This window comes from Saccharibacillus sp. CPCC 101409, assembly GCF_030518235.1.
GTDB lineage: Bacteria > Bacillota > Bacilli > Paenibacillales > Paenibacillaceae > Saccharibacillus.
The window spans coordinates 1-13,323 of sequence record NZ_JAULSA010000009.1; the positions used below are offsets into that span (position 1 = coordinate 1).

Consider the following 13,323-nt stretch of genomic DNA (forward strand, 5'->3'; position numbering starts at 1 on the left):
GGAGGTGGACGCGCAGCAATGCGTGGAGCTGACCAGTACTAATCGGTCGAGGGCTTATCCTCCCGACTTTTCAACAGAAAAGTCACTTCGATGACGCGAAGAGATCGTTTCGGATCCGGTTTTCAAGGTGCAAACCTTGTATGTAGAAATTTGATTCGCTTTGCCCGAAGGGGTCCGCGATTCAAATTCCTGTTCCAGCTTACTGTGTAAGCTTAGGTTTGGTGTTGACGGCGGAGGGGTTCCACACGTTCCCATCTCGAACACGACCGTTAAGCCCTCCAGCGCCGATGGTACTTGGACCGCAGGGTCCCGGGAGAGTAGGACGACGCCAAGCGAGCAGAAAAAGCCTTTACCGCGCATAACGGTGAAGGCTTTTTTGTGTATGCAAGAAAAAAGTCCGGCTTAAGTGGAAGAAAGGTATCAGGGTTGTAGAAAGAAGACATAACGAAAGAATCGAGTCTAAGGAAAGGTCATGACCGATCCGTAAGCGGACTATCCGACCGCTCTTTTACCGCTCTTAATCTTCAAGATCTTCCGCCCTTAAGCCTTCATAGCCGGCAAAGCCGCTATCCGCTTGTCCAGGCGCGAGGCGAAGCGCGCCGCTTAAGGCCCCAGGCCGTCCGGCTCTGACCGCTCAAGCGCCGGGAGGCTTGAGCGGCTTTCCCGCCTCGTCCCGGGAGCTGGCCCGTTCCGATTGGAGCGACTTTGGCTTTCCTCCCCCTTCCTCTAAACGGTTTTAGTTCAATGAAAGGTGAGGAAAACAAGCGGAGTCGGAAATCGGAACGGGCCAGCGACCCAGCGGCCCCTCAAGCCCTTGGACTTTTTCCGCCCCCATATAGTAGAATGGAGGCTGGGTCTAAAAAAGACCGGCTTAAAAGCCGATACATATATCATAGGGCTTTTTCGAAACAGCAAAATATAACGGCTTTCTCCGCGATACCCGCTTCTTCTCAATAATCGTGAGCGATCGGCATACCCTGCATAATCGTATTTTACAAAGCTTCGTATAAGCTGACAACTTCGCTCAACCACTTCGAACGATGGGAAAGATCGATCAAATACAACCATCCGGGAGGTACGTTTTGGCTAAACATAAATTTTTGACCGGGTTCATGGCATTGTCTTTAGGATTAAGTATCGGCGTAACATTAGGAAATTCCGCAGAAGCGGCAGCCGCTGCGCAAACTTATTCGGCTTTGGCCGGATTCAGCAGCAGCGCACAGGGAGCCAATCAATGGCAGTATGAAAAATTGTCCGGGACTGCATTTTTGGATCTGGTTTACGATCAGAATCGGAAAGCTTGGGCCGGCGCTTCGGGCTACCCGTGGGTTTCCGCTACGGCAATGCATCCGGATCAGAATTTCGATGCCGTCCGTAAATGGACTTCGCCCGATAAAGGCACTGTAACGATCTCCGGCAGCGTGCAAAAAGGAAGCGCCGAAGGAGACGGAATTGTCGCTGCAATCCAAAAAGATAACGTAAAGCTGTGGAGTTCGACGATTACCGGCACAACGGCCGTTTCGCCGAGCGGAGTCGGTTCGGTGCCGGTGGAAGCCGGTACGGAGATTTCGTTTATCGTAAACAAACGCGGCAACATGAACAACGATCATACGTTATGGGAACCGACTATCCGCTATACAGCCGCTTCGGGCAGTACGGGATCGGTGTCTGCCGCGGCGGCCGACTCGCCGGTCTCTGCGCCGAAAGCCAAAGCTTCATCCGCTGCCTCGGTTTCGGTATTGGATTACGGAGCGGTGCCCAACGATTCGACTGACGATTATCCGGCTTTCGTCGCGGCGATCGACGCAGCCAAAACGCAGGGGAAGACCGTATCCATACCGGCAGGGAATTTTATCTTGAGCGATATTCTGACTCTCGACAGCGTGAACGTGCAGGGAGCCGGCAAATTCCTGACTACTCTGACTTCAACCGATCCCAAAAGAGGCTCGATCGATCTCAAAGGCGACGGCGTCAAACTCGGCGGACTGAAGCATGTGTATAAGACAACCGTTTCCCGGGGAGACGGAGCCAACGAAAAAAACAGCATTACCGTGCGCGGCGCCAAAAATTTTACAATCGACAACGTCTGTGTAAGCAAATCCAGCACGGCGGGCATTATGGTAACGTACGGTTCGACCAACGGGAAAGTCACCAACAATACGGTGGATTCCACCGGCGCGGACGGGATTCATATTACCGGAGGCAGCAGTTACATTACGGTGGAAAACAACGAAGTGCGCAAAGCGGGAGACGATACCATTGCGGTTGTAAGTTATATCGACAGCGACGCACGGCCTGCTCATCATATTACCATTCGTAAAAACGATGTGGGATACGGTTCGAAAGCCAGAGGAATTGCGGTAGTAGGCGGAATCGATGTGCTGATTACCGGCAATTCCGTAAAAGACACCAATATGGCAGGCGTTTATATCGCGGTGGAAGCTTCCTACAACACCCGAAACGTCGACCGGGTCACGGTATCGAATAACGTGATCGATCATGCGGGTATCGCGGAGCCTCAGAACCATCCGAATGTGCTGGTCTATGCTTCGCAGGGAATGATCGACAATGTCGTATTCAGCAAAAATACGATCAAAAACGCGGCGCATCGGGGTATTGGAGTATGGGGAGAAGGTACGATCAAAACCGTAACGTTTGAAGGAAATACGCTGATCAATCGTATCGGCGCTTCGACTGTTTTTTCCAAAGGCAATATCAAATTGAGCAACAACATAGGTTTTTAAAAAAAGAAACGCATTACAAGCGAGAAGCGGATACCGGGTATAAATCGGTGTCCGCTTTTTCTATTTATCGATTCCTTTTGGTTGAGGAATGAGTATGCTGTTTATATGTATCTATACTCGTTTAACCGCATTGGGTAGAATTGAAACAGAAAAGTACAAATTTGAAATGCAGCGGCGCCGCGTTATATGCTTGAGAACGGAGTGGCGAAATTAAAGAGACAAATTCGAATGGAGAACGGAGGAACCTATGAACAATCGAAGGCTCAACAAACGAATATGGTGGATTGTGGCGGTTGTCGTTGCGGCTGCAGCCGCGCTCGCGATCTGGAGAGGAGCTGCGTTTATGAATAATAAACCGGCTGAAGAAGCAGGCGAAGAAGCGGTCAAACAAACCGAACCCGTGCCGATTCCGGAAGACGCGATCTCGGTTGCGGACAGCGGAGCGACGGCGGACGACGATACGGACGACTTCGATGCGATCCAATCGGCGATCGACCAGGCGGCCGAATCCGGCAAAGCCGTTTATGTGCCCGCGGGCAATTATCGGTTGAGCAAAATTTTGGTTGTAAAAGGAGTCAGCCTGCTCGGCGACGGCGCGGACCAGTCTATTCTGACTTCCACCAACCCGGAAAACGGCTCGATCGATATCGAAGGAGACGGAGTCGTATTGAGCGGATTCGCTCATGTATACGAGACGACGGTTGAAAGAGGCGACGGCGCAAACGATAAGAACAGCATTACCGTACGCGGCGCGACCAACTTCAAAATTCAGAATATTCGGATCGACAAATCGAGCACGGCAGGCATTTTTGTCGGTTATCAATCGAAAGACGGTGTGATTCAAAGCAATGTCCTCGAACGCACCGGGGCCGACGGGATACATATTACCGACGGAAGCAGCGGAATTCTGGTTGAGAACAATACGGTCAAAGAAGCCGGAGACGATACGATCGCCGTAGTCAGCTATGAAGAGAATCCGGCAACCTCGAGCGATGTTACGATTCGCGGCAACGATGTCGGTTATAACTCCAAAGCGCGCGGCATCTCCGTTGTGGGCGGGGAAAATGTGAAGATCGAGAATAACCGGATTTACAATACGGAGATGGCGGGGATTTATATTTCCGTGGAAAAAGAATGGGAAACACGCAACGTGAAGAATATTACGGTGACCGGCAATACGGTCGATCATACGGGGACGCGGCTTACCGCCGAGCATCCGAACGTACTGGTTTATGCGTCCCAGGGGAAAATCGACGAGGTGACGTTTAACAATAATACCATCACCGATTCCGTACACGGAGGCATTGGCGTCTGGGGCAGCGGGGATATAGGCAATATTTATTTCGATGCCAACAAACTGGAAAACACTCAAGGATTGGCAACTAATTTCAAGAGTGGAAAAATCCATTCCGAAGACAACATCGGTTTTTAAGCAGCAAAAAGAAGCCCAGGTCAGAGACCAGGCTTCTTTTTTATAATTTTCGCTTGCTGTCTATGCGAAAATGGTTATAAATACCTATTTTTTTGGATGAAAAAAATAGGTATTTAGGTCTAAAAACATGCCAAAAAAACCGAATTTGATTCAAGCGAAAAAGGGCGGTTTATAAACTTACATCTCATCGAAAAGTGCTGCGGCAGGGTCAGGCGGGAATACATGCTTGCTTCGAAAGTGTGAAACAGCCGGTTATATCCGCATTTGACAAAGCCGTTTACTTACCGAGCCATACCTGCTGAACAGAATTGCACTGCGAAGGGAGTTGATCATTATTTTAAAAGGCGTACATAACAAGCAAGGTTGGTACAGGATCGCTTTGGCGTAAATGGGACTGCCACGACGATGAACTCCCTTTTCACGGCAAAAAAAGCAGCGATTCATTTTTAGTATTGTTAATTTTGAAAATGCAATGACTTTCCGAAAACATTTGCAAGTCGTGTTAAGTTTCATTTTCAAAATTGCTTGGCTTAATCGGCTGCACCGGTTTTATAAGCAGTAGGATCTCGCGTGCCTGATGCTTGACATTCATGGCTGCGCAGCGGTCATATCATCATTTATAACGACGGAGGGATCGTATATGGAATTGAAAGAATATTTGAGCGTAATCGTAAAAAGATGGTGGGTGCTGGCGCTGACGGTGCTGCTGTGCTTCGCCGCCGCTATCGCCTACAACACCAAGTACCAGCCGATGTACCGCGCTTCGGTGGATCTGATCGTCAACGAGCCGTCGCTGACCAGCACGGGCCAGGCGCAGGTCGATTCCAACTCGATCGAAGCCAATTTGAAGCTCATCAATACGTACAAAAAAATCATTAATTCCGACGCGATTACGAAGATTGTAGCGGAACGCCATCCGGAATTGAACCTGACGTCGAGCCAGATCAGCAATAAGCTGATGATCGATTCGACGCAGAATACCCAGGTCATCAACGTGGCGGTCCTGGATGCCAGTTACGAAAAAGCGGCTACGCTTGCCAATTCGACCGGCAACGTATTTATCGACCAGATTCCGGAAATCATGCAGCTGAACAACGTGGCGGTACTCAATGCGGCCGATTCGAGCCTGAATCCCGAACCGGTCAACGATCACCGTCAAATGGTACTTGCGCTTGCGCTGATTATCGGACTGCTGCTCGGCTTCGGTATCATTTTCCTGATCGAGTACCTCGACGATTCCGTTAAAACGGAGCTGGATGTCGAGCATGCGATCGGCGTTCCGGTGCTGGCCCGAATCGATCGAATCGCCAAAAGCGATCTGAGAAACCAGCATGCGAACGATGCGGGTCAAGAGGAACCGGCCGTACTGCGCCCTGCCAATGAGCAGAGATAACAGAGGCAACTATGAAGCTGATCAAACCCGAACTTCCCGTTCTCATCTACCGTGATCAGATCCTTCCGCCTTCTGAGACCTTTATCAAAAGTCAGGCCGAGCGCTTCGAGTCCTTCCATTCTTACTTTATGGGCTCGCGTCTCGTGCCGGGACTGCAGATCGAGGCCGATAAACAAATCATTATTAACACCGGAGGCGTATCGGGCCGCCGGAAAGAGCTTGAATTCAAACTCATGGGACCGGGCCGCGGGCTTACCCGCCGGCTTAAAGCGATTCAGCCCAAACTGATTCATGCCCATTTCGGACCCGAAGGTTGTCTGGCGATGCCGATTGCCGAAAAGTTGAATATTCCGCTGATTGTTACTTTTCACGGATACGATGCAACCACCAAAGACGAGTATGCAAGAAAATCGTATTACACACACCGTAACTACCTCAAGCAAAGACCGAAGCTCCAGCGCAAAGGCGACCTTTTTATTGCAGTCTCCGACTTTATCCGCAGCAAACTGATTAGTCAGGGTTATCCTCCCGAGAAAGTGATTCGGCATTATATCGGAGTCAATCTGGAGGCGTTCAAGCCCGATTTGACTCTGCCGCGAGAAAACGTGGTGCTGTTCGTCGGACGCCTGGTCGAAGTGAAAGGCTGCGCTTATCTGATCGAAGCCATGGCCGACGTACAGAAGAATCATCCGGAAGCCGAACTTGTCGTGATCGGAGACGGACCGCTTCGCGCCGAACTGGAACAAAAAGCGGCGTCGACGCTGAAAAGTTACCGGTTTCTCGGTACACAGCCGCATTCGGTCGTACGGGAATGGATGAATAAAGCGAAAGTATTCAGCGTTCCGAGCATACGCGCCGAAAGCGGAGCCGAAGAAGGGCTTGGCATGGTATTTCTGGAAGCCGCCGCTATGGGCATGCCGGTTGTCAGCTTCGCCACGGGAGGAATTCCGGAAGCGGTCGAACATGGCAGAAGCGGTTTGCTGGCCGAAGAAAGAGATGCGGAAGGACTCGGTTCCCATATTCTCAATCTGCTGGAAGACGAACAAATGTGGCGGTCTTTCAGCGAATACGGACAGGCGAGAGTGAGCAGTCAATTCGATCTGTACGAGCAGACTCGAAAAATGGAAGACCTGTACAAAATGGTCATTTCCAAACAGATGGACGGCAGCGTCGAAGAGCGGGTGCGCATCGAAAAGATGAAACCGCCGATTGCCGAAACCCATCATGTTCTTTGAATAAAGCTTGACTCAATCCTAAAGAAAAGGCAGGCGATGTGATCGATGACTAGAGCGATGAGCAGCGGCACCTATCTGGTAGCCAACAAAAATTCGGGAGCGGAGGCATCGGAATCCTACCGGACGCTGCGAACCAATATCCGTTTCTCTTCCATGGGGCGTTCTTCCAAAGTCCTGCTGGTCACCTCCGCCAAAGGCGCGGAAGGCAAAACGACCACGGCGACCAATCTTGCGGTTTCTTACGCGCAGGAAAGCAAAAAAGTACTGCTGATCGACGGCAATCTGCGCAATCCTTCGCTTCAGCAGGTGTTTCCGCGGGCGCGCAAGCAGGGTTTGACGGATGTGCTGACCGGACAGTGCGAGATCGAATCCGCGATTACGAAGACCGCGATTGCCAATCTGTCGGTGCTGACCGCCGGAACGCTGCCGCCGAATCCTTCGGAAATTCTCGGTTCGGAGCGGATGCAGGCGCTTTTGCAGGAAGTGGGTTCGTTTTACGATGTGGTGCTGATCGATTCGCCGGCCGCGCTGTCCGTATCGGATGCGCAGATTCTCGGAACGATGGTTGACGGAGTCGTGCTTGTAGCCAACCAGGGCAAAGTATCGAAAGATTCGCTCAAAAAAGTGAAGCGGGGGATGGACCACGTCAACGCTCATATTCTGGGCGTAGTGCTGAACAACGCGTAAATTGCCGGCTCGACATCCGCAGACATCCAAGATAAATGGAGGGGAAACCATGAGTGTAGCCAACAACGATGCCGAAGCGACGGAATACAACGAAGTAGCTTTCAGAAACCTGACATGGAACAGAGGGCTTTTATTCAATGTCACCAAACGCAGCATAGATCTGGTTTCTTCGCTGATCGGGCTGATTCTGCTGTCGCCGGTATTCCTGGTGCTGGCGATCCTGATCAAAGTCGAAGACCCGAAAGGCCCTGTTTTTTTCAAGCAGAAGCGGTTCGGAAAAAACTCGAATATGTTCAATATTTACAAGTTCCGCTCGATGGCCACCAATGCCGAGCAGCGGCTTAAAGAAGACAAAGCGCTGTACGACAAGTACGTCGCCAACAACTACAAGCTGGAGCCGGACGAAGATCCGCGTATTACCAAGATCGGTAAATTCCTGCGCAAAAGCAGCCTGGACGAACTGCCGCAGCTGCTGAACGTGCTGAAAAGCGAAATGAGTCTGGTCGGGCCGCGCCCGATCGTCGCCCAGGAACTCAAAGAATACAAGGACAGAAAAGACGACCTGCTGTCGGTCAAACCCGGTGTAACGGGCTACTGGCAGGTTAGCGGACGCAGCGATGTCGGCTATCCGGAACGCGTCGATCTGGAACTGTTCTATGTATATCACCGTACGATCTGGCTCGATATCCGGATTTTGTTTGCTACCGTCGTGAGTGTTCTGCTCAAAAGAGGCGCCTATTAAGCCGCCTCGCGGCGGCGTGCGGGCCAAACTTATTCCATACACGGGGAAAGGATGAATCCGAATGAAAGTAGCGCTTGTTCACGATTGGCTCACCAGCTACGCGGGCTCCGAGAAAGTGCTCGAACAAATGATTCAAATCTTTCCGGAAGCGGAAATTTACAGTCTGGTCGATTTTATGCCTGAAAAAGACAGAGGATTTCTGCGCGGGAAAGAGGTACATACTTCGTTTCTTCAAAAACTGCCTCTGGCCAAAAAAAAGTATCGGCAGTATCTGCCGCTGATGCCGCTTGCGATCGAACAGTTCGATCTGTCGTCGTACGACCTGATCCTGTCGAGTTCGCATGCCGTGGCCAAAGGAGTCATCACGGGACCCGATCAGCTTCATATCTCTTATGTGCATTCGCCGATCCGGTATGCCTGGGATATGCAGCCGCAGTACCTGAAAGAATCGGGACTCGATAAAGGCTTGAAAGGCACGATGGCAAAAGTGATTCTGAGCCGGATTCGCATGTGGGATTACCGGACTTCGAACGGCGTCGATCATTTCGTCGCCAATTCCCAGTTTATCGCCAATCGGATCTGGAAAGTGTACCGGCGCGAAGCGGCGGTCATCTATCCTCCCGTCAACGTAGGCGCGTTCGCGCCCCGCGAAGACAAAGAAGATTTCTACCTGACCGCTTCGCGGATGGTGCCTTACAAGAAAATGGATATGATCGCCGCCGCGTTCGCCCAGATGCCGGACAAGAAGCTGGTTATCATCGGGGACGGACCGGACATGGACAAAGTACGCAAACACCAGGCTCCCAATATCCGGATTCTCGGTTATCAGCCGGACGAGGCGCTGGTCGATTATATGCAGCGGGCCAAAGCGTTCGTGTTCGCCGCGGAAGAAGATTTCGGCATTACGCCGGTCGAAGCGCAGGCATGCGGCACTCCGGTTATCGCTTACGGCAAAGGCGGGGCTCTGGAAACGGTAAAAGGCCTGGACGAAGTCAATCCGACAGGCGTGTTCTATAGCGAGCAAGCACCTGCTTCTATTATAGCAGCGGTGCAAAGATTCGAACAGGAGGGCGGCAAAATTTTGCCTGCCAACTGCCGCAAAAACGCGATGCGTTTCTCGCCGGAAGTCTTCCGCCAGAATCTGCAGGCGCATATTCACAACAAACAGCACGAAGACGGCCGTACCTTCGGGGCGGAACGTATGATTTCGCGGGTGCTTTAACCGATTCCCTACACAAAAAGGAGACGAAACCTTATGAAATTGACATTTATCGGGACCGGCTATGTCGGTCTGGTATCGGGAGTATGCTTTTCGGAGATCGGCAATCAAGTCACCTGCGTGGATAAAGACCTGGCGAAGATCGAACGTCTCAAAAAAGGCGACGTGCCGATCTACGAGCCGGGGCTGAAAGAGCTGATCGAGAAAAATACATCGCTCGGCAATCTCAGCTTTACTTCCGATCTGACGTCTTCCGTGCAGAACGCGGATATCGTGTTTATCTGCGTCGGCACTCCGTCGCTTCCGAGCGGCGAAGCCAACCTGGAATACGTGGAGCAGGTAGCCCAGGATATCGCGCTGGCGATGGACGGTTACAAGATTGTCGTTACCAAGAGCACCGTGCCGGTCGGCACCAACGACAAGATCAAGAAAATCATCGGCCAGCTGACGCCGCATCCGTTCGATATCGTCTCCATTCCGGAGTTCCTGCGCGAAGGCTCGGCGGTCAAAGATACGCTGAATCCGGACCGCATCATTATCGGCACGGCCAGCGAACGTGCGGCGGCTGCGCTGACGGAACTGCATAAGCCGCTGACCGACGAAATCATGGTGACGGAAGTTCGCAGCGCGGAAATGATCAAATACGCATCCAACGCTTTTCTCGCCACCAAGATCTCGTTCATTAACGAAATCGCCAATATCTGCGAAAAAGTCGGCGCTGACGTCACGCATGTCGCCAAAGGCATGGGGTACGACAATCGGATCGGTTCTTCCTTCCTGCAGGCCGGAATCGGCTACGGCGGCTCCTGCTTCCCGAAAGACACCCATGCGCTGATCCAGATCGCCGGCAACGTCGATTACGAATTCAAGCTGCTGAAGTCGGTCGTGGAAGTCAACAACGACCAGCGCTTCAATATCATCGCCAAGCTGAACCATTCGCTGGGCGATCTGCAAGGCAAAACGATCGGCATCTGGGGCCTGGCTTTCAAGCCGAATACGGACGACGTGCGCGAAGCGCCGGCGCTCGATATCATCAAGACGCTGCTGGACGAAGGGGCGACCGTAAAAGCGTACGATCCGATCGCTACCGAAAACTTCCGTCATTTCTTCCGCGACGAAGCCGTGGTGCAGTGGAGCGAAGACGCGCTGGAAGCGGCGGAAAGCTGCGATGCGCTGTGCCTGCTGACGGACTGGGCGGAATTCAAACAGGTCGACCTGGCGAAGCTCGGTAGCGTGATGAAGCAGCCGATCCTGATCGACGGCCGCAACGTGTATTCCAGAGACCAGCTCGCGGATACGAACTTCCAGTACTATTCGATCGGCCGGCCGCAGCTGGAAAGTCTGTCGCCGTTCAGAAAATCGGTCGCTTCGGACTGATAATAGACTACCAAACGGGAAGGAGAATCGGGTGATGGAACAAGGCGGCAAACACAAACTTTCGATCTGGTGGCTGAATCCGACGATTATCTTTATCGTGCTGATGACGATTATTCTGATCGGCGCGTACTATATTCCGGCTTCAAGCTACGAAAGCTTTTACCGGGTCGACAAGTTTATCAATCAGTCGAATATCATGTATTCCATTCTCCCGGTTTGCTGCTTTGTGATCGGAGGCGTAATCGCCTCCCTCGCAGGGCGCGGCGTAAAGCCTTCCACGGCTTTCCGGGACGTTATTGTGAAGAAAGACTCTTTTATCAAAATGTGGATCGCGCTTCTGTTCGGATTTACGATGTTCGGTTATGCGGTCTGGTTCCTGATCATGCTGCGCAACGGATTCAGCATCGGCCTCTTTATGAGCGTGCTGAGCGGAGAGCCCGGCGCCATTTATAACATCAAAGAAAGCTTCGACAACGTGGCGGGCGTTACGTCGTTTACAAACTTCGGGATTCCGTTCGTGATATTAACTTCATACTATCTGTTTTATAACAAAAGAAAGATCTACATATGGATGCTGGCAGCCGTATTCGTATTGACGATGCTGCGGGCGATTTTCTTTCTGGAACGTCTGGCCATCATGGAATTTATCGTGCCGGCCGCCGTTGTGTACTTCTCGATGCGGGCCAAACTCGGCCGCCGGACGCCGTTTGTAGGCGTTTATCCGATCGTCGGGCTTGTGGCGCTGGTCGGTTTCTTCGGAGTCAGCGAGTATTTCCGTTCCTGGCTCAGCTACTATGTCAATTATTATCCCTCTTTCTGGGAATTCATCGTTACACGTTTCTTCGGCTATTATGTAACGGCAATCAACACCGGGACGCTTTACTTTGAGCACCTGGGTTTTCACTGGCTGCCGTTCCCGAGTTCCACCGCCGAGTTCATCTGGAAGTTCCCGGGAGTGCCGAGCAGCGCTTATGCGTCGATCTACGGCTTCGAGCCGCAGGACGTTATCAACAACACGCTGGCGACCATGGGCAACCCGGAATTCAACAACCCGTCGGGCCTGCTTCAGCCTTACAGCGATTACGGATTCTCGGGCGCGCTGGCGTTCTGGGTGATCGTAGGTTTCTTCACCGGCCTGCTGTACGCGCATTTCAAAAAAGGACACACGTTCAGTCTTCTGATCTATCCGATCTGGCTGGTGGGCGTGCTGGAGATTCCGAGATACTTCTACTTCGGCAGCGGACGCTTTTTCCCTTGCTGGATCATTATTCTCGCCTTCTCGCTGATTCTGCATTACAACCGTAAAAAACTCACCAGCTGGCGCATCAGGCTGAAAGGAGTGGAAGCAGGTGACTAAGACCACAATTTACGTCAACGGACGGTTTCTCAAAGCTTCCGTCACCGGCGTCCAGCGCTACGCTTACGAGCTGCTGCGCACGATCGACCGCTTGATCGGCCGGGACGATCCGGCGGTTCGCGGTTACGAGTTTATCGTGCTGGCTCCTCCCGGCGAGATTCACGAGTTGGGCACGCGGCATATCGAAGTCCGTCAGGGCGGCCGGATGAAAGGACAGCTCTGGGAGCAGATCTCGCTGCCGCAGCTGTCGAAAGACGGTTTCCTGCTCAATCTGTGCAACGCGGCTCCGCTGCTCAAGCGCAGGCAGGCCGTTACGCTGCACGACGCCGCGGTGTACTCGGTGCCCGATACGTACTCAACGGCTTTTAAAATGTGGTACAAGCTGATGTTCCGTACGCTGGGGAAAACGGCGCCGCTGATTCTGACCTGCTCGACCAATTCGAAGAACGAGCTGATCGAGCACTGCGGAATCCGAGAGGACAAGATTCGCGTCGTGTACCACGGCAAAGAGCATGTGCTTCAGACCGGAACGGCGCCGGACTTTCCGGAGCGCAAAGGGCTTGCGCGGCCGTTCGTATTGGCCGTCAGCAGCCAGAGCCCGAACAAGAATTTCCGTTCGATCGTGCGCGCGGCCGAGCTGATCGGCGATTCCGGTTACGATTTCGTGATCGCCGGCGGAACGAACCCGAAGATCTTCAAGTCCGCGGAAGCCGAACTCGGCGATAACGTCAAGCACGTCGGATACGTCGAAGACGAGGAGCTGCGGACGCTGTACGAAGAAGCCGCCTGCTTCGTATTCCCTTCCTTCTACGAAGGCTTCGGCTTTCCGCCGCTCGAAGCGATGGCCTGCGGCTGTCCGGTCGTCGTATCGGATACGGCTTCGCTGCCGGAAGTATGCGGGGACGCGGTCCTGTACTGCGATCCTTCGAGTCCGGAAGACATCGCGGCCAAGATCGACCGCGTAATGGGCGATCCGGCGCTGCGCGAAGATATGCGCCGCAGGGGCCTGGCGCAGGCGGACCGGTTTTCCTGGGAGAAATGCGCGCTGGAAACGCTGGCCGAGCTGAAACCGCAGGTGAGCGGACGGGAACCGCGCAGCGCGCAGTCCCGTGAAGGACGCAAAGCGCAGGCGTAACA

At 52.8% G+C, this 13,323-nt stretch carries 10 protein-coding genes and 1 rRNA gene; all 11 read left to right on the top strand.

Features of this window, described 5'->3' with window-relative positions:
* The first annotated feature begins 217 nt into the window (after positions 1-217).
* The 11 genes from rrf (at position 218) to QWJ34_RS18075 (ending at position 13,321) form a co-directional block, all read left to right on the top strand.
* Positions 218-334, top strand: a 5S ribosomal RNA gene (rrf, locus tag QWJ34_RS18025).
* A gap of 934 nt (positions 335-1,268) precedes the next feature.
* Positions 1,269-2,744 carry a right-handed parallel beta-helix repeat-containing protein gene (locus tag QWJ34_RS18030; RefSeq protein WP_302729967.1) on the top strand — a complete coding sequence of 492 codons (1,476 nt, stop codon included), beginning with the start codon at positions 1,269-1,271 and terminating at the stop codon, positions 2,742-2,744.
* 343 nt (positions 2,745-3,087) lie between these two features.
* Positions 3,088-4,176: a right-handed parallel beta-helix repeat-containing protein gene (locus QWJ34_RS18035; protein ID WP_302729969.1), complete on the top strand. Its 1,089-nt coding sequence runs from the start codon at positions 3,088-3,090 to the stop codon at positions 4,174-4,176.
* Between the two features lie 640 nt (positions 4,177-4,816).
* Positions 4,817-5,569 (top strand): YveK family protein, encoded by a 753-nt coding sequence (locus QWJ34_RS18040; RefSeq protein WP_302729971.1) that lies wholly within the window; start codon positions 4,817-4,819, stop codon positions 5,567-5,569.
* Positions 5,570-5,580: 11 nt separating this feature from the next.
* On the top strand, positions 5,581-6,804 hold the full coding sequence (locus tag QWJ34_RS18045; RefSeq protein WP_302729972.1) for a glycosyltransferase: 1,224 nt from the start codon (positions 5,581-5,583) through the stop codon (positions 6,802-6,804).
* Between the two features lie 45 nt (positions 6,805-6,849).
* Entirely contained in the window at positions 6,850-7,491 is a 642-nt protein-coding gene (locus tag QWJ34_RS18050) for a CpsD/CapB family tyrosine-protein kinase (RefSeq protein WP_302729973.1), read from the top strand.
* Positions 7,492-7,540: 49 nt separating this feature from the next.
* Positions 7,541-8,233 carry a sugar transferase gene (locus tag QWJ34_RS18055; protein ID WP_302729974.1) on the top strand — a complete coding sequence of 231 codons (693 nt, stop codon included), beginning with the start codon at positions 7,541-7,543 and terminating at the stop codon, positions 8,231-8,233.
* A 61-nt stretch (positions 8,234-8,294) separates the two neighbouring features.
* On the top strand, positions 8,295-9,455 hold the full coding sequence (locus tag QWJ34_RS18060; protein ID WP_302729975.1) for a glycosyltransferase family 4 protein: 1,161 nt from the start codon (positions 8,295-8,297) through the stop codon (positions 9,453-9,455).
* Between the two features lie 33 nt (positions 9,456-9,488).
* Positions 9,489-10,829 carry a UDP-glucose dehydrogenase family protein gene (locus tag QWJ34_RS18065; RefSeq protein WP_302729976.1) on the top strand — a complete coding sequence of 447 codons (1,341 nt, stop codon included), beginning with the start codon at positions 9,489-9,491 and terminating at the stop codon, positions 10,827-10,829.
* A gap of 34 nt (positions 10,830-10,863) precedes the next feature.
* Positions 10,864-12,186, top strand: a complete 1,323-nt coding sequence (locus tag QWJ34_RS18070; protein WP_302729977.1) for an O-antigen polymerase — start codon at positions 10,864-10,866, stop codon at positions 12,184-12,186.
* The gene (locus QWJ34_RS18075; protein ID WP_302729978.1) at positions 12,179-13,321 is read left to right on the top strand and encodes a glycosyltransferase family 4 protein; all 1,143 of its coding nucleotides are present in this window, start codon (positions 12,179-12,181) and stop codon (positions 13,319-13,321) included. The genes QWJ34_RS18070 and QWJ34_RS18075 overlap by 8 nt, the downstream gene beginning before the upstream one ends.
* Positions 13,322-13,323: the final 2 nt, after the last annotated feature.

What these genes read in the sequence shown, in the direction of transcription:
- QWJ34_RS18035 (WP_302729969.1), top strand. Translation starts at nt 3,088, where the DNA reads ATGAATAATAAACCGGCTGAAGAAGCAGGCGAAGAAGCGGTCAAACAA.
- QWJ34_RS18040 (WP_302729971.1), top strand. Translation starts at nt 4,817, where the DNA reads ATGGAATTGAAAGAATATTTGAGCGTAATCGTAAAAAGATGGTGGGTG.
- QWJ34_RS18045 (WP_302729972.1), top strand. Translation starts at nt 5,581, where the DNA reads ATGAAGCTGATCAAACCCGAACTTCCCGTTCTCATCTACCGTGATCAG.
- QWJ34_RS18050 (WP_302729973.1), top strand. Translation starts at nt 6,850, where the DNA reads ATGACTAGAGCGATGAGCAGCGGCACCTATCTGGTAGCCAACAAAAAT.
- QWJ34_RS18055 (WP_302729974.1), top strand. Translation starts at nt 7,541, where the DNA reads ATGAGTGTAGCCAACAACGATGCCGAAGCGACGGAATACAACGAAGTA.
- QWJ34_RS18060 (WP_302729975.1), top strand. Translation starts at nt 8,295, where the DNA reads ATGAAAGTAGCGCTTGTTCACGATTGGCTCACCAGCTACGCGGGCTCC.
- QWJ34_RS18065 (WP_302729976.1), top strand. Translation starts at nt 9,489, where the DNA reads ATGAAATTGACATTTATCGGGACCGGCTATGTCGGTCTGGTATCGGGA.
- QWJ34_RS18070 (WP_302729977.1), top strand. Translation starts at nt 10,864, where the DNA reads ATGGAACAAGGCGGCAAACACAAACTTTCGATCTGGTGGCTGAATCCG.